The organism is uncultured Paraglaciecola sp., from assembly GCF_937123705.1.
Taxonomy (GTDB): domain Bacteria; phylum Pseudomonadota; class Gammaproteobacteria; order Enterobacterales; family Alteromonadaceae; genus Paraglaciecola.
This window is the reverse complement of the sequence record NZ_CAKZKO010000091.1, coordinates 1-16,260: the sequence shown is the minus strand read 5'-3', so window position 1 is coordinate 16,260 and position 16,260 is coordinate 1. Positions and strand designations below refer to the sequence as shown.

The 16,260-nt window shown below is 42.6% G+C and carries 15 protein-coding genes; 14 read left to right on the top strand and 1 reads right to left on the bottom strand.

Annotated elements, in window-relative coordinates; translation table 11 throughout:
• Positions 1 to 73 precede the first annotated feature (73 nt).
• The 8 genes from serC to pyrF all read left to right on the top strand — a co-directional run bounded on the left by serC (position 74) and on the right by pyrF (position 7,805).
• Positions 74 to 1,159, top strand: coding sequence for a 3-phosphoserine/phosphohydroxythreonine transaminase (gene serC, locus Q0688_RS12340; RefSeq protein ID WP_299076855.1), 1,086 nt, complete (start codon positions 74 to 76; stop codon positions 1,157 to 1,159).
• Positions 1,159 to 2,442, top strand: coding sequence for a 3-phosphoshikimate 1-carboxyvinyltransferase (gene aroA, locus Q0688_RS12335; RefSeq protein ID WP_299076852.1), 1,284 nt, complete (start codon positions 1,159 to 1,161; stop codon positions 2,440 to 2,442). Before serC ends, aroA begins: the two co-directional genes overlap by 1 nt.
• A 135-nt stretch (positions 2,443 to 2,577) precedes the next feature.
• On the top strand, positions 2,578 to 3,276 hold the full coding sequence (gene cmk, locus Q0688_RS12330; protein ID WP_299076849.1) for a (d)CMP kinase: 699 nt from the start codon (positions 2,578 to 2,580) through the stop codon (positions 3,274 to 3,276).
• 101 nt (positions 3,277 to 3,377) lie between these two features.
• The gene (rpsA, locus tag Q0688_RS12325; RefSeq protein WP_299076846.1) at positions 3,378 to 5,048 is read left to right on the top strand and encodes a 30S ribosomal protein S1; all 1,671 of its coding nucleotides are present in this window, start codon (positions 3,378 to 3,380) and stop codon (positions 5,046 to 5,048) included.
• A 116-nt stretch (positions 5,049 to 5,164) separates the two neighbouring features.
• Entirely contained in the window at positions 5,165 to 5,455 is a 291-nt protein-coding gene (gene ihfB, locus Q0688_RS12320) for an integration host factor subunit beta (protein WP_299076842.1), read from the top strand.
• 172 nt (positions 5,456 to 5,627) lie between these two features.
• Positions 5,628 to 5,900 carry a LapA family protein gene (locus Q0688_RS12315; protein ID WP_299076839.1) on the top strand — a complete coding sequence of 91 codons (273 nt, stop codon included), beginning with the start codon at positions 5,628 to 5,630 and terminating at the stop codon, positions 5,898 to 5,900.
• Positions 5,900 to 7,069 carry a lipopolysaccharide assembly protein LapB gene (lapB, locus tag Q0688_RS12310; RefSeq protein ID WP_299076836.1) on the top strand — a complete coding sequence of 390 codons (1,170 nt, stop codon included), beginning with the start codon at positions 5,900 to 5,902 and terminating at the stop codon, positions 7,067 to 7,069. The genes Q0688_RS12315 and lapB overlap by 1 nt, the downstream gene beginning before the upstream one ends.
• Before the next feature lies 1 nt (position 7,070).
• On the top strand, positions 7,071 to 7,805 hold the full coding sequence (gene pyrF, locus Q0688_RS12305) for an orotidine-5'-phosphate decarboxylase (RefSeq protein ID WP_299076833.1): 735 nt from the start codon (positions 7,071 to 7,073) through the stop codon (positions 7,803 to 7,805).
• On the opposite strand, the gene ald is transcribed toward pyrF, so the two are convergent.
• Entirely contained in the window at positions 7,791 to 8,924 is a 1,134-nt protein-coding gene (ald, locus tag Q0688_RS12300) for an alanine dehydrogenase (protein WP_299076829.1), read from the bottom strand. The two genes, pyrF and ald, sit on opposite strands and share 15 nt — an antisense overlap.
• Positions 8,925 to 9,050: 126 nt before the next feature.
• Between ald and lrp the strand changes: the two genes are divergently transcribed.
• The 6 genes from lrp to serS all read left to right on the top strand — a co-directional run bounded on the left by lrp (position 9,051) and on the right by serS (position 15,773).
• Complete coding sequence (lrp, locus tag Q0688_RS12295; RefSeq protein ID WP_299076826.1) at positions 9,051 to 9,536, top strand: leucine-responsive transcriptional regulator Lrp; 486 nt, start codon at positions 9,051 to 9,053, stop codon at positions 9,534 to 9,536.
• A gap of 137 nt (positions 9,537 to 9,673) precedes the next feature.
• Positions 9,674 to 12,073, top strand: coding sequence for a DNA translocase FtsK (locus tag Q0688_RS12290; protein ID WP_299076823.1), 2,400 nt, complete (start codon positions 9,674 to 9,676; stop codon positions 12,071 to 12,073).
• A 21-nt stretch (positions 12,074 to 12,094) separates the two neighbouring features.
• On the top strand, positions 12,095 to 12,724 hold the full coding sequence (gene lolA / locus Q0688_RS12285; protein ID WP_299076820.1) for an outer membrane lipoprotein chaperone LolA: 630 nt from the start codon (positions 12,095 to 12,097) through the stop codon (positions 12,722 to 12,724).
• Positions 12,725 to 12,726: 2 nt separating this feature from the next.
• Positions 12,727 to 14,091 (top strand): replication-associated recombination protein A, encoded by a 1,365-nt coding sequence (locus Q0688_RS12280; protein ID WP_299076817.1) that lies wholly within the window; start codon positions 12,727 to 12,729, stop codon positions 14,089 to 14,091.
• A gap of 1 nt (position 14,092) precedes the next feature.
• The gene (gene crcB, locus Q0688_RS12275; protein ID WP_299076814.1) at positions 14,093 to 14,473 is read left to right on the top strand and encodes a fluoride efflux transporter CrcB; all 381 of its coding nucleotides are present in this window, start codon (positions 14,093 to 14,095) and stop codon (positions 14,471 to 14,473) included.
• A gap of 10 nt (positions 14,474 to 14,483) precedes the next feature.
• Positions 14,484 to 15,773 (top strand): serine--tRNA ligase, encoded by a 1,290-nt coding sequence (gene serS, locus Q0688_RS12270; protein ID WP_299076811.1) that lies wholly within the window; start codon positions 14,484 to 14,486, stop codon positions 15,771 to 15,773.
• Positions 15,774 to 16,260: the final 487 nt, after the last annotated feature.

Below are 16,260 nucleotides of genomic sequence, written 5' to 3'. Positions count from 1 at the left end.
TTTCAAGGATGAAAGGTATAAATTAGAAACAATAACGAGTGGCTAATGCCGCTCGTTTTTTTTGGTAAAAAAAATGACAAATATTTTTAATTTCTGTGCAGGTCCCGCCATGTTACCTAAAGAAGTGATGGTAAAGGCCAAAGAGGAGTTTTTAAATTGGCAAGGCATGGGCCGCTCTGTGATGGAGATCAGCCATCGCAGCAAAGAGTATATTGCGATGGCCGAAAGCGCTGAGCAAGATCTTCGAGAATTATTGGCCGTTCCTGATAACTACAAAGTGTTGTTTGCCCATGGCGGTGGTCGTGGTCAGTTTTCAGCCGTTCCCATGAATCTTCAAAAAAGAGGCGATTCAGCGGACTTCTTACTGACCGGCTCTTGGTCTAAAAGTGCCATTGCTGAAGCTAATAAATATTTAAAAACCAATGTTGTTGCAGATGTGACGATACAAGACGGATTAAGCACAGTGCCGCCCATCACCGCAGCACAAATATCGCCAAACAGTGCCTATTTTCATTACTGCGCCAATGAAACCGTGGATGGAATTGAAATCAACCACATTCCACAAAGTGGTGATGTGCCTATAGTGGTAGATATGTCGTCTAATATTTTATCTAAGCCAATAGATGTATCCAAGTTTGGGGCGATTTATGCGGGAGCCCAAAAAAACATCGGACCTTCTGGTTTATCGGTAGTGATAGTACGTGACGATCTTTTAGATTTTGCTATGCCTGAAACCCCAACTTTTATGCACTACAAAACCATGGCTAAGCATGGCTCTATGTATAATACACCGCCCACTTACTCATGGTACTTAGCTGGGTTAGTGTTTAAATGGTTAAAATCTCAAGGCGGGGTTGAAAGTATTGCACAACAAAATAGTGAAAAAGCGACACTTTTATATGAATGCATCGATCAAAGTGGCTTTTATGTAAATAATGTACACCCAGATTTTCGTTCAAAAATGAACATCACCTTTCAACTTCCTAATACAGAATTAGACGCTAGTTTTCTTGCTGGATCAGAGCGTGCAGGCTTAGCCGCACTGCAAGGTCATCGAAATGTCGGTGGCATGCGAGCCAGCATTTATAATGCTATGCCCATTGAAGGGGTGCTGGCACTTACCCAATTTATGCGAGATTTCGCGAGGAGACACAAATAATGGATCAATTGCATCTTACGCCCATTCGTCAGGTTAATGGCACCGTCAATGTCCCAGGTTCAAAAAGTTTGTCTAACCGCGCATTATTACTGGCGGCACTAGCGAAGGGGGAAACCCATTTAACAAACTTGCTAGACAGTGAAGATATTCATCATATGTTAAATGCACTCACTAAGTTGAATGTGCATTATCGCTTGTCTGACTGTAAAACCCAGTGCTGGGTAACAGGTAATGCTGGGGTATTTAATGTCACTGAGCCTGTGAGTTTATTTTTAGGCAATGCTGGTACAGCCATGCGCCCGTTATGTGCCGCTTTAGCTTGTAGTAAAGGGGAGTTTGAACTAACGGGTGAACCTCGCATGGAAGAGCGTCCTATTGGGGCTTTAGTGGACTCTTTGCACCAAGCTGGAGCCTCAATTGCTTATCTAAAAAATGCCGATTATCCGCCTTTGTCAATTAAAGGGGATGCCTTACAAGGTGGCACTGTAACTGTTGATGGTAGTGTCTCGAGCCAATTTCTTACCGCATTGCTGATGAGTGCGCCGTTATTTGAACAAGATACCACTATTGTTATTAGTGGCGAGCTAGTATCTAAACCTTATATCGATATTACCCTGCACACTATGGCGCAGTTTGGTATTGAGGTTGACAATCAAAACTATCAGCAATTTATTGTTAAAGGGACGCAGCAATATCAGTCTCCTGGACACTTTATGGTAGAAGGTGATGCCTCGTCGGCCTCCTATTTCTTGGCGGCAGGGGCCATAAAAGGCGGTACCGTTAAAGTCACTGGCATAGGTAAAAATAGTATTCAAGGGGATATTCGTTTTGCTGAAGTGTTAGAAAAGATGGGGGCCAAAGTAAATTGGCAAGATGACTTTATTGAAGTCACTAGTGCCCCGTTAAAGGCCGTCGATTTAGATATGAATCACATACCCGACGCCGCCATGACTATTGCCACCACGGCACTTTTTGCATCAGGCACTACGTCAATCAGAAATATCTATAATTGGCGCGTAAAAGAAACAGACCGACTCGCCGCTATGAGTTGTGAGCTGCGTAAAGTGGGGGCAACAGTAGAAGAAGGGCATGACTTTATTCGTATCACCCCGCCACAACAGTTGCAGCATGCAGCAATTGATACGTACAACGATCATCGAGTCGCAATGTGTTTTTCATTGGTGGCCTTAAGCGATACCGCGGTCACTATTAACGATCCACGTTGCACTGCGAAAACCTTTCCTGATTATTTCGAACGGTTTGCAACCATTTGTCACCAATAATGCATCCCGACACTTTGGATCATATGACTTAAGCCAAGTTGCTTTTGAGGTTAATAAATTGTAACCAAAGTGTCATTGCTTATCTAATATCTATCCGTATAATTGCGCCCGATTTTAATACGCTTAGGAGAGCGCATGTATTTAGAACCTGTCATCACCATAGACGGTCCAAGCGGCGCAGGTAAAGGAACGGCTAGTACTTTACTGGCAAAAAAATTAGGGTGGCACTTTTTAGACAGTGGCGCCATTTATCGAGTTTTAGCTGTAGCATCATTGCATCACCAAATTCCTGCTGATGACGAAACCGGCCTATTACCTCTTGCATCAGGTTTAGATGTTAACTTTGAAGCCGGTTCCAATGGCGTTAGAGTGATCTTAGAAGGTGAGGATGTTAGCGATACTATTCGCACTGAAGAAGTGGGCGCGACTGCATCAAAAATTGCTTCATTACCGACAATTCGAGAAGCCTTGCTTAGACGCCAAAGAGGGTTTAAACAAGCCCCAGGTTTAGTGGCAGATGGCCGAGATATGGGCACTGTGGTTTTCCCGGAGGCTCAGGTCAAAATATTTCTAACCGCAAGCGCAGAAGAACGTGCCGATAGACGCTATAAGCAGTTGAAAGATAAGGGCCATGATGTTAGCATACCGCGCCTTTTGGATGACATAAGGGCCCGTGATGAGCGAGATGCGAATCGAACCGTGGCTCCTTTAGTGCCAGCCGAAGATGCATTAGTACTTGATTCAACAGCGTTGAATATTGAACAAGTACTTGAAAAAATTGAATTATTTGTTGAAGAGAAATTAACTAGACAATCTACTTCAGTAAATGATTAAGAAGTAAAACTTGCCAAATTACGGATGAATTGGTTATGAATAACAACCCCGCGCTCACTGGATTGTAACGTGGATGTCTAAATGAAATATATTAAAACACTATGATTGAAAATTTTGCTGATCTATTCGAAGAAAGTTTAAAAGTAATTGAAACCCGCCCTGGTTCTATCGTTAAAGGTACTATCGTATCAATTGATAAAGATATAGTACTTGTTGACGCCGGTCTTAAATCTGAAAGCGCTATCCCTGCAGAACAATTTAGAAACGCCGAAGGCGGACTAGATGTTGCTGTTGGTGATCAAATTGACGTTGCTCTAGATGCCATTGAAGATGGATTCGGTGAAACGATTTTATCTCGTGAAAAAGCGAAACGTCACGAAGCGTGGGTTGAATTAGAAAAAGCTTACACTGAAAAAGAAACCATCATAGGTGTGATTAACGGTAAAGTTAAAGGTGGCTTTACGGTTGAAGTGAACACAGTGCGTGCATTCTTACCTGGTTCATTAGTAGACGTTCGCCCAGTACGCGATACGACTCACCTTGAAGGTAAAGAGTTAGAATTTAAAGTTATCAAATTAGACGCTAAGCGTAACAACGTAGTAGTTTCTCGTCGTGCTGTTATCGAAGCAGAAAGCAGTGCAGAGCGCGATACACTTCTTGCTAACCTTGAAGAAGGTCATGAAGTGAAAGGTATAGTTAAAAACCTTACCGATTACGGTGCGTTTGTTGACTTAGGTGGCGTAGATGGTCTTCTACACATCACAGATATGGCTTGGAAACGTGTTAAGCACCCAAGTGAAATCGTAAACGTTGGTGACGAAATTAACGTTAAAGTATTGAAATTCGACAAAGAGAAGTCTCGTGTTTCTCTTGGTATGAAGCAAATGGGCAACGATCCTTGGCAAGAAATTGCTAACCGTTACCCTGAAGGCGCTAAATTAAGCGGTGCAGTAACTAACCTAACTGACTACGGTTGTTTCGTAGAAATCGAAGACGGTGTTGAAGGTCTAGTTCACGTTTCAGAAATGGATTGGACTAACAAAAACATTCACCCATCTAAGGTAGTTAACCTTGGTGACGTATGTGAAGTTATGGTACTTGAAATTGACGAAGAGCGTCGTCGTATTTCTCTTGGTCTTAAGCAATGTATCCCTAACCCTTGGGAAGAGTTCGCTAAAGCACAGAGCAAAGGCGACAAAGTTAGTGGTAAGATCAAATCTATCACTGATTTCGGTATCTTCATCGGTCTTGATGGCGGCATAGATGGTCTAGTTCACTTGTCTGACATCTCTTGGAACAAAACTGGCGAAGAAGCGGTTCGTGAATATAAGAAAGGCGACGAAATCTCTGCTGTTGTTCTTCAAGTTGATCCAGAGCGTGAACGTATCTCTCTTGGTGTTAAACAAATCGAAGAAGACCCTTTCAATCAGTACATCACTGATACTAAGAAAGGCGCTATCGTAACTGGTATGGTAACGGCTGTTGATGCTAAAGGCGTAACTGTTAAGCTTGCAGAAGAAGTTGAAGGTTATGTACGTGTTGCTGATTTATCACGTGACCGTATCGAAGACGCTTCTACTGTTGTTAGTGTTGATACTGAAATCGAAGCGAAGTTTATGGGTGTAGATCGTAAGAACCGCACTGTTAACTTATCAGTTAAGGCGAAAGACCATGCAGACGAGAAAGACGCGCTAGATAAAGTGAATCAGCAAGAAGAAGTAAGCTTCTCTAACGCATTTGCTGATGCATTTAAAGCAGCTAAAAACGACTAATTGACGTTTTAGGTAAGCGTGTTAACTATATTTTTTAAGATGAATAATTTTGACAAATATCTTAACGCGCTTATTATCGGTAATAACAGTTTTTTGAATGACAGAGAGTTTAAACAATGACCAAGTCAGAATTAATAGAAAGACTAGCCGATAAAATGCGTCAGGTTCCTGCCAAGGAAGTGGAAACGTCAATAAAAGAAATGCTAGAACAAATGGCGCAAACCTTACAAAAAGGTGAGCGTATAGAAATCAGAGGTTTTGGTAGTTTCTCATTACATTATCGCGCTCCACGTGTTGGTCGTAATCCTAAAACCGGTGAAACTGTGAAACTTGACGGCAAGTACGTTCCACATTTTAAACCAGGTAAAGAATTACGAGAAAGGGTTAACGAGACCCTAGTTAGTTGATTTTTTAGTAAAATTTTTAAAAACGGCACTCCAATTAGGGTGCCGTTTTTGTTAGAGTTGTTTTAATATTGTTTCACTTCATTTTGTAGACCACATTGGATCATCAAAGCTATAATCAAGATCACCTTAGTTATCAATACCATTTTAAATTAGGCATCCCAAAGGGGGATAAATGAAAGTTAAAGGATTTTTGTTATTATTGATGGTGTTGTTAGTGCTAATTGTGGCGGGTTTTATTGGCTCGCAAAATAGTCACCTCGTACTAATTAACTATATATTAGCCGAAACTGAAATGCGGATGTCACTCTTATTGGCTGTGACATTTTCTTTAGGCGTTGTTTTCTCACTATTATTGCTGATAAGTTATATCTTGGGATTAAAATGGCGGATTGGCAGTTTAGAGAGAAAAAATAAAAAACTCTCAGCACCTACTCTTAAACCATAATGTTAGAACTCCTTTTTCTACTATTACCAGTTGCCGCTGGATATGGCTGGGTGATGGGGCGCAACAGCGCCAGACAAGCGCAACAAAAGCACTCCAGTATATTAGCTAAGCACTATTACCGCGGTTTAAATTTTCTGTTATCTGATGAGCCTGATAAAGCGGTCGATACTCTGATTAAAATGATCGACTTAGATAGTGATACTGTCGAGACTCACATCGCCATGGGGAAATTCTTTCGTCACAGAGGCGAACTTGATCGCGCCATTCGGGTCCATCAAAATTTAGTTAGCAAAGAGCAGATCTCTGCCTTGCAACGAGAATCTGCTTTATACGAACTCGGCCGCGACTACATTCTAGCGGGCTTTTTAGAGCGTGCTGAAAATGCTTTTTTGCAATTGCTCAATAGCAAGAATCACTTCCTGAATGCCCAAGTACAGTTATTTAATATTTACCAAACCACTAAAGAATGGCCAAGAGCCATTGAATTAGCCGAACAAATGATAGGTGCGGGTGGTGACAGTGATGAATTATGTTTACGCGTCGCCCACTTTTACTGTGAACAAGCCAGTATTGAAATAAAAGACAACCATTTTATCGAGGCTGAAGCGAATCTACAAAAAGCCATAGTTGCCGATGAAAAGGCGGTACGCCCGTGGTTATTGTCCGGCGAAATAGCTATGCGACAACAAAAATATAACCATGCAATTGATTGTTTGATGGAGATCCCCAGTCGAGACGTCAGTTGGTTAAGCGAGGCTGTGCCGTTAATAGAAGAGTGTGCAGAGCAGCTACAAGACCATACCAAGCTTAACAAAGTATTAGATGAATACTGGCAGCAGTGTGCGACTGCCTATTTAGCCAAAGTGAAGTTGATGGCAAAAGATGGTGAAATAGCCAATGCCGCAGAAGTATTACTAGAGCAATTGAAAAAACATCCCACTATGAAGGGGTTTAAAACCTTAATGGGTTTATATGTTGATTTACAAGATCACGAGCAATCGACTAATAGTTTGCTGCTGTTGAAAGAACTAGTTGAAGAACAAATAAAACAAAGGCCTAAATATAAATGTCATAGCTGTGGCTTTGCTGGTAGTAAAATTCATTGGTTATGTCCATCTTGTAAAAAATGGGGTGTGGTGCGGCCAATTAAAGGTTTAGACGGAGAGTAGTTTGATTAATAGTGGTGTGGTAAGTAGTAACGCAGATCCAAAAGTAGTCGTGGCCCTAGATTTTGACCGAGTACATAACGCCCAATCCTTTGCTGATAAGCTCGATCCTGCTTTGTGTAAGTTAAAAGTGGGCAAAGAAATGTTTACCCACTTTGGTCCTAGCTTTGTAAAAACTCTGGTGGATAGAAATTTCGATGTTTTTCTCGATTTAAAATTTCACGATATTCCAAACACAGTCGCCAAAGCTTGCCAAGCAGCGGCTGATTTAGGGGTGTGGATGGTAAATGTGCATGCCTCAGGCGGTCCAAAAATGATGGCCCATGCAATGGAGAGCTTAGAAAGTTATGGAGCCAACAGGCCATTTTTGATTGCTGTAACTGTATTAACCAGTATGGATCAGCAACAATTAGCCGCAATTGGTATTGACTCCACGCCCGCACAACAAGTATTAAAGTTGGCTAAATTGACTCACAGTTGCGGTTTAGACGGGGTAGTGTGCTCTGCCCAAGAATCTTCATTGCTTAAAGCTGAGGTTGCTACAGATTTTCAACTCGTGACACCAGGAATTCGTCCAGAAGGGGCTGCTCAAGGGGATCAGCTAAGAATTATGACACCCAAACAAGCCATTCAAGCTGGCTCTGATTATTTGGTTATTGGTCGACCGATTACTCAATCAGCCGACCCACTTAGCGCTTTGATGGAGATTAATAACTCAATTGTCTCACAAGGTCTCTAGAGCCGTTTTAGCATCTAGATACTCTAGGTCAAGCTCTTGGCCTAAGGCATCGACAACAGCTTTATAGGTGACCTTACCTTTATGTACATTTAAACCATTCAGTAAATGAGCATCCTCTAACATAGCTTGTTTAGGACCTTTGTTCGCTAGAGCAAGCCCAAATGGCAAGGTTGCGTTATTCAGTGCCATAGTGGCCGTACGAGCAACGCCACCTGGCATATTAGCCACACAATAATGCACTACATCATCAATCACATAAACGGGATCTTGATGGGTGGTAGCCTTAGACGTTTCAAAACATCCCCCCTGATCAATCGCCACATCCACTAATACTGAACCAGGTTTCATGTTTTTGATGTGTTCTCGGTTCAGTAATTTAGGCGCTGCCGCTCCCGGCACTAATACTGCACCAATAACCAGATCAGCTCTTGACGAATAGTACTCAATGGCTTCGTTAGTTGAGAATACTGTGGCTAATCTGCCTTCAAAGATATCATCTAGTTCACGTAATCGATTTAATGAGCGATCGAGTATGGCAACATCTGCACCTAAACCACGGGCCATTTTGGCCGCATTCAAACCAACCACTCCACCACCAATGACTAATACTCTACCGGGTGCTACGCCAGGTACGCCGCCTAATAATGTGCCGCTTCCACCCTGCGCTTTCTCTAAATAATGAGCGCCGGCTTGAACCGACATTCTGCCCGCTACTTCACTCATGGGCGCAAGCAGTGGCAAGGTATTTCTGTTGTCTGTAACAGTTTCATAAGCAATACATGTTGCCCCAGATTCCACCAACAATTGAGTTTGAGTAGGATCGGGCGCCAAATGCAAGTAAGTATAAAGAGTTTGCCCAGGTCGCAACATTTTGCATTCATTGGGTTGCGGCTCTTTCACTTTCACGATCATATCGGCTTTCGCAAAAATGGCTTCAGGGGTAGCAATAATTTCAGCACCTGCGGCAATATATTGCTCATCAGTAAAGCCAATGGAGTGACCTGCTAGGGTTTCTACCCACACTTGATGTGAATGATGTACAAACTCTTTAACGGCAGCTGGGGTTAGGCCCACTCTGTATTCATGATTTTTAATTTCTTTTGGTACACCGATTAACATAACTCGCTCCAATAATAAGGGGATTTTATCGGCGGAAGTATAAGTGAATATTTAAAGTAAGTTATTTGGTAATTTGTGCTTCAAAAGTATAATATTTTGTAAAATTTTAAAAATGCAAAATAAAATATGCTAATAAAGACGCCTAAGCACCTTGATAGGATCGATAGAAATATTCTTATAGAGTTGCAAAAAAATGGAAAAATTACAAATTCTGAACTTGCCAATAAAGTAGGGCTTAGCGCAAGCCCTTGTTTAGAAAGAGTTAAAAGGCTAGAAGGACAAGGCTATATTACAGGTTATCATGCTAGAGTTGATCCCAGTATGTTAGGAGCGGCGATGTTGGTGTTTGTGGAAATCACCCTTACAAAAACATCGGTAGATATATTTGAAGAATTTTCTGCGGCTGTACGTAAGCATGAAGATATCCAAGAGTGCCATCTTGTTTCTGGCAATTTTGATTTTTTACTCAAAGCGCGGGTTGCCGATATGTCCAGTTACCGTAAGTTGCTAGGTGATACCTTATTACGCTTGCCTGGAGTAAGTGAATCTCGAACCTACGTGGTAATGGAAGAGGTAAAAGAATCAACACAAGTTAAAATTAGTCTTAAATAAAATTAGTTTACGGGTATTGTTTAATAACCGAGCGAAAGCCCTATGCTAACTAGGATTTCTTTTGCAGCACTGGTATCTTATACATCTAAATTTTAATAGGACCTAGATCCTAATTACTCATAACGAAAATAAACACTATGGCGCGACTCACAGGCATTCAAAGAATTATGGAAGTAGGCATGATTATCAGTTGTGTCTTTGCCTTCTTCCTATTATTGGCCATGGCGTCTTTTCATCCTGCGGATCCCGGTTGGAGTCAAGCTGGATTACAAAACGACGTAAACAACTGGGTAGGGCCAATTGGGGCTTGGTTTGCTGATATCCTATTTTTTATCCTCGGTTCTTTTGCTTATAGCTTGCCATTTTGTTGTGCATTTTTAGGTTGGTTTTTATTTCAACAAACCAAAACCTTATTAGAAATAGACTACCTCACCATTGGTCTTAGGCTCATTGGCGGCATTTTATTTGTACTAGGTGCCACAGGATTACTAAGTTTAAATATGGAAGATATCCATAATTACACTTCTGGCGGTATGGTGGGTGACGTATTGAGCTCATCTCTTATTCCGTATTTTAGTTTGATAGGCACCACATTATTACTGCTATGTTTTTTCTGTACAGGTTTTACTCTGTTAAGCGGTATTTCTTGGGTGGCCATTGTGGATAAAATTGGTGAGTTAGCAATAGGCATCAGCCGGCTAATATACCATTCACCCGCTAAAATTAAGGGCGCGTCAACTAAACTATTAGCCTTAAAAAAGGCAGAGCAAGAGCCTGCTGCAATACCAGCAGCCGACAATGCTTTTTGGGGCAGAGAATATGATGAGGGTGGATCACATCTTGCCCCCGAATCTCCAGTAGAACCAATAGTACCGCAGAGTATTTTAGATGATCCTGAGCCAGTGGAGAAAAGTCCAGTTTCACTTAGTGAATTAAAGAAAAAAATCAGTATTTCCAGAGGAGCTAAGAAGGTTGAACCTGTAATCTCAGCCCCAGAGCCAGCCAATGATAATAATGCTGACCTGAGCATAGACACTGAACAGGGGCCCATGCCGTCTTTTGATTTGCTTGAGCGTGCAGATAAAATCAAAAATCCTATTACCCCAGAAGAATTAGACATGGTTTCTCGTTTGCTTGAAGCCAAGCTTGCCGATTTTAATATCGAGGCCAAAGTGGTGGGGGTGTATCCGGGGCCAGTGATCACCCGCTTTGAAATGGACTTAGCACCAGGGGTTAAAGTCAGCAAAATTACTACTTTATCTAAAGATTTAGCCCGCTCTATGTCGGCTATTTCCGTGCGAGTAGTAGAAGTGATTCCAGGCAAGTCAGTGATTGGCCTAGAGTTACCTAATAAAAATCGTGAGATGGTGCGTTTAAGTGAAGTGATCAGCAATGATGTATTTCAATCCTCAGATTCTCCTTTGACTATGGTGTTAGGCGCGGATATTTCGGGTAAGCCAGTGGTGGTGGATTTAGCAAAAATGCCCCACTTATTAGTGGCAGGTACTACTGGCTCGGGTAAGTCAGTGGGCGTCAATGTGATGATTTTAAGTTTGTTGTACAAATCCACGCCTGAAGATGTACGGATGATCATGATCGATCCAAAAATGTTGGAATTATCCGTATATGAAGGTATTCCTCACTTGTTATCTGAAGTGGTTACGGATATGAAAGAAGCCGCCAATGCATTGCGTTGGTGCGTAGGGGAGATGGAGCGACGCTATAAATTGATGTCGGCACTTGGGGTCAGAAACCTTAAAGGTTATAACACTAAAGTGCTCAAAGCGATTGAAGCCGGTGAGCCTATTCGCGACCCATTGTGGAAGTCGGAAGAAAGCATGGAAACCGAAGCCCCTTTCCTAGAAAAACTGCCTAACATAGTGGTGGTTGTCGATGAATTTGCTGACATGATGATGATAGTTGGCAAAAAAGTAGAAGAGTTAATTGCGCGTATTGCACAAAAAGCTCGTGCTGCTGGCATCCATTTAGTGTTGGCGACTCAAAGACCTTCTGTTGATGTGATTACCGGTTTGATTAAAGCTAACATTCCTACTCGTATTGCATTTCAAGTGTCCTCAAAAATTGACTCTCGTACTATTCTCGATCAAGGCGGCGCAGAAGCATTATTAGGGGCAGGGGACATGTTGTATTTACCACCAGGTACAGGTGTACCTACCCGAATTCACGGGGCTTTTGTTGACGATCACGAAGTGCACGCCGTGGTTGCCGATTGGAAAAAACGCGGTGCGCCGCAATATATTGACGAAATTCTTAACGGCGATGCCAGTGCCGAAATTTTATTGCCAGGCGAACAACCCGAAGGCGCGGATCAAGAATTTGATGTGTTTTACGATGAAGCCGTAGCTTTTGTTACCGAAACCAGACGCGCCTCGGTATCCAGTGTGCAGCGCAAATTCAGAATTGGTTACAATCGCGCCGCAAGATTAGTGGAACAAATGGAACAAAGCGGCGTCGTAACTTCACCTGGGCATAATGGCAATCGCGAAGTATTAGCTGCCGCCGCCCCTAGAGATTAACCCCACAAGAAGTTGTATTAGATGCAAAAATTAGCTTATTTAAAACCACTATTTTTATTTATCATATTAATGATTAGCAGTACATTATCATTAGCCACAGAGCTGGATGCGAAACAACAGTTGCAAGCCAAGCTGGCATTGTTGGTGTCTTACCAAGCCAATTTTAGCCAAACAGTAGTGGATATTGAAAATAGCGTATTACAACAAGCCACTGGCCGTATTGTAATGCAACAACCCAATAAACTGTATTGGGAGCTATTTGCACCTAACGAAAGTGTACTGTTGGCCGATGGTCAGAGTATTTGGAGTATCGACCCTTTTTTAGAGCAAGTCGTTGCCTATAAAGCCGACACCACCCTTAAAAACAATCCTTTGATTTTGTTAACCGATCCCAATAGCGAAAAGTGGGATGAATTTAAAGTGAGCCATTCTAAACAGCAATTTTTTATTAGCGCCATTGCGCCAAACGGCGGCATAGAGTCATTGCGGCTAACGTTTAAAGGTGACCGCTTAGTTGAGCTTGAAAGCCAAGACGGGCAACAACAGAAGAGCCTGTTGACCTTCTCTGAAATACAGCAAAATAATCCTATCGCAGCGGGCACTTTTGTCTTTGAGATGCCTGAAGGTTATGAGTTGGACGACCAAAGATAGCCATGACCGCAGAATTTGACTTTGCAGACACCCAAGACTCACCCCATACAGTTGCCGAGTTTGCTCCTTTAGCGGCGCGTATGCGCCCTCAAGTGATTGACCAATATTTTGGTCAGCAACACATCATAGGCCCAGACAAACCATTGCGCGCAGCATTATTACGTGGACAATGTCACTCAATGATTTTATGGGGGCCTCCAGGCACAGGTAAAACAACCTTGGCCGAACTAGTTGCTAGACATTGTGATGCCCATATCGAACGGTTATCGGCGGTCAGCAGTGGCGTAAAGGATATTCGCTTAGCCATAGACAACGCCAAACATTATGCAAATCAGCATAAACAGCGCACCATTTTATTTGTGGATGAGGTTCACCGTTTTAACAAAAGCCAGCAAGATGCGTTTTTACCCTATATTGAAGATGGCACTGTGACCTTTATTGGAGCCACTACTGAAAATCCCTCTTTCGAGCTTAATAATGCTCTGTTATCTCGTGCTAGAGTCTATGTACTTAAAAGTCTAAGCGAGAACGATTTAAGTGAAGTGCTAACCCAGGCACTGACCGACCAAGAGCGTGGTTTAGGGCTATCTCAGATTGTATTAGAAGACAATGCCGAGTCGATGTTAATTGATATGGCGGCTGGTGATGCTAGGCGTTTACTTAATTATCTAGAGCTTAGTGCCGACTTTTTACCATCAGGATCACAACAGCCAACCCTAACAGTTGAGATGGTAAAACTGGCTGTGGGAGAAAAAGTCGCCCAATACGATAAAAACCGCGATCAGTTTTACGACTTGATTTCGGCTTTTCATAAATCAGTACGAGGCTCTGCGCCTGATGCGGCGTTATATTGGTATGCGCGCATGTTAGTAGCCGGATGCGATCCACTCTATGTGGCTAGGCGCTTATTGGCTATATCGACCGAAGATATAGGCAATGCCGACCCAAGGGCCATGCAGATATGCTTAAACGCTTGGGATATATTTCATCGAGTCGGACCTGCAGAAGGCGAAAGAGCCATAGCTCAAGCTACTTTGTATTGTGCTAGCGCCGCGAAAAGTAATGCCGTGTATGTTGCCTTTAAGACCGCAATAAAACACGCCAAAGATACGCCCGAAAGCGCGGTACCAGAACATTTAAGAAACGCACCAACAAGCCTGATGAAAGACTTAGGCTATGGCACAGAATACCGCTATGCCCACGACGAAAATAACGCCTATGCCGCTGGTGAAAACTATTTTCCAGAAGAGTTGCGTGATACGCAATATTATCAACCAAGCAATCGCGGACTAGAAAAGAAACTACAAGAAAAGCTGCACTATTTACAAAGTTTGGATAAACAAAGTCCAAAGCAGAGATATAAATAATATGCACACCGCCACTCTTTATCTTTTTATTGCCATTGGCGGTGCATCGGGAGCCTGTTTACGCTATTTTCTTTCGCAACTGATGCTTCAATGGTTTGGCAAAGGCTTTCCTTTTGGTACACTTCTGGTCAATGTAGTTGGTTCATTTTTTCTCGGCTTTTTGTACTCGTTATTGGAGCACGGTCAATTAGAAGCAACCTTATGGCGAACAACAATCGGAATTGGTTTTCTTGGTGCACTCACCACATTTTCCACATTCTCAGTCGATACGTTAATGCTTTTTCAACAAGGCATGTGGCTAAAAGCCGCGCTTAACGTGATGTTAAATATAGTGTGCTGTTTATTTGCAGCATGGTTAGGCACTCAACTAGTAAAAGGTTAGATAAAACAAAATGTTAGATCCAAAATATTTACGTGGTGATATTCAGCAAACCGCAGAAAAACTAAAAAGAAGAGGGTTTGATTTAGACGTAAATGCCTTTGTCGCACTTGAAGAAAAACGCAAATCATTACAAATTAAAACACAAGAATTACAAAACGAGCGTAATGTGCGCTCTAAATCTATTGGTAAAGCCAAAGCCTCGGGTGAAGACATCCAACCGCTATTGGCAGAGGTCGGCAAGTTAGGTGAAGAATTAGACGCAGCAAAAACAGAGTTAGGCGTTTTACTTGACGAAATAACCATCCAATCCCAATCTATTCCCAATTTACCCGACGACTCAGTACCACAAGGTGAAGACGAAGACGGCAACATTGAAATCAGCCGCTGGGGTACACCCCGCGAATTCGATTTCGAAGTGAAAGATCACGTTGATCTAGGCGAAAGCCTCAGCAAAGGCGTGGATTTTGATGCAGGTGTCAAACTCGCAGGATCACGATTTGTGGTCATGCGCGGCCAAGTCGCCCGTCTTAACCGTGCTATTGCTCAATTTATGTTGGACTTACACACCCAAGAGCACGGCTACGAAGAAACCAACGTGCCGCTACTGGTTAATGCAGAAAGCATGACAGGCACAGGGCAATTTCCTAAGTTTATGGGCGATGCGTTTCACACTAAACCTGCCACCGAAGAAGGGCAGGGGTTGTCACTTATTCCCACTTCAGAAGTGCCACTGGCTAATATCGCCAGAGACGAAATCTATAGCGTAAAAGACTTACCTATAAAAATGACCGCTTTTACTCCGTGCTTTAGAAGTGAAGCAGGCTCTTATGGCCGTGATACCCGTGGCCTCATTCGTCAGCACCAATTTGAAAAAGTGGAAATGGTGCAGATTGTTGAACCTGCAACCTCTTTTGACGCCCTAGAAGAGTTAACTGGCCATGCTGAAAAAGTATTACAGCTATTAGAATTACCTTATCGAAAAATGTTGTTATGCACCGGTGATATGGGATTTGGTGCATGTAAAACCTACGATCTTGAAGTGTGGTTACCAGCGCAGAATACCTACCGCGAGATTTCATCATGTTCAAACATGTTGGACTTCCAATCCCGTAGAATGCAGGCGCGTTATCGAAGTGCGCAAGGTAATAAGCCTGAGTTATTACATACGCTTAATGGGTCTGGTTTGGCGGTAGGGCGAACTTTGGTGGCGATTTTGGAGAATAACCAGCAGGCGGATGGCTCTGTGACTGTGCCTACAGTTTTACAATCCTATATGGGTGGGTTGGAGAAGATTGGTTAGTTTGTATTTAAATTGAATTTGGGAAGGTGAGTTTTGGCTCACCTTTTTTGTTTTTATGATTCACTTCGTTCACTTATGTGCTTCGCACACGGCATCCTTGCCTTTTTTCAAACGAAATCCCTTTCGCTCGACTTACTTTTTGCCAACAGCAGCAAAAAGTAAGCAAAAAATGCCGCTCGAGGGCAATGCTCTTCATCCAATTATTAGGCAAATTTAGTAGGTCGTTCGCACTTGCTCCCAGCAATGGCGAACTCAATTTGCATCCCTGCAAATTGCCCTACTAAATTCACCTAATAATTGGCGAGCTTTGAGTCGAGGGTAAATCAAAAGCATCGGCGTTGCCGACAAAGAGATCAGCTACGCTGTCGATGGAAGTTACATTGGCTGTCTCTGTAAATACTGTAAATATAGTTAGATGCCCGTTCTAAAGATGAGCAATGCACTTAATTTCAATTTTGAGTTCAGGCTGAACAAGTCCAGCCACCTG

What these genes read in the sequence shown, in the direction of transcription:
- serC (WP_299076855.1), top strand. Translation starts at nt 74, where the DNA reads ATGACAAATATTTTTAATTTCTGTGCAGGTCCCGCCATGTTACCTAAA.
- aroA (WP_299076852.1), top strand. Translation starts at nt 1,159, where the DNA reads ATGGATCAATTGCATCTTACGCCCATTCGTCAGGTTAATGGCACCGTC.
- cmk (WP_299076849.1), top strand. Translation starts at nt 2,578, where the DNA reads ATGTATTTAGAACCTGTCATCACCATAGACGGTCCAAGCGGCGCAGGT.
- rpsA (WP_299076846.1), top strand. Translation starts at nt 3,378, where the DNA reads ATGATTGAAAATTTTGCTGATCTATTCGAAGAAAGTTTAAAAGTAATT.
- ihfB (WP_299076842.1), top strand. Translation starts at nt 5,165, where the DNA reads ATGACCAAGTCAGAATTAATAGAAAGACTAGCCGATAAAATGCGTCAG.
- Q0688_RS12315 (WP_299076839.1), top strand. Translation starts at nt 5,628, where the DNA reads ATGAAAGTTAAAGGATTTTTGTTATTATTGATGGTGTTGTTAGTGCTA.
- lapB (WP_299076836.1), top strand. Translation starts at nt 5,900, where the DNA reads ATGTTAGAACTCCTTTTTCTACTATTACCAGTTGCCGCTGGATATGGC.
- ald (WP_299076829.1), bottom strand. Translation starts at nt 8,924, where the DNA reads ATGTTAATCGGTGTACCAAAAGAAATTAAAAATCATGAATACAGAGTG.
- lrp (WP_299076826.1), top strand. Translation starts at nt 9,051, where the DNA reads ATGCTAATAAAGACGCCTAAGCACCTTGATAGGATCGATAGAAATATT.
- Q0688_RS12290 (WP_299076823.1), top strand. Translation starts at nt 9,674, where the DNA reads ATGGCGCGACTCACAGGCATTCAAAGAATTATGGAAGTAGGCATGATT.
- lolA (WP_299076820.1), top strand. Translation starts at nt 12,095, where the DNA reads ATGCAAAAATTAGCTTATTTAAAACCACTATTTTTATTTATCATATTA.
- Q0688_RS12280 (WP_299076817.1), top strand. Translation starts at nt 12,727, where the DNA reads ATGACCGCAGAATTTGACTTTGCAGACACCCAAGACTCACCCCATACA.
- crcB (WP_299076814.1), top strand. Translation starts at nt 14,093, where the DNA reads ATGCACACCGCCACTCTTTATCTTTTTATTGCCATTGGCGGTGCATCG.
- serS (WP_299076811.1), top strand. Translation starts at nt 14,484, where the DNA reads ATGTTAGATCCAAAATATTTACGTGGTGATATTCAGCAAACCGCAGAA.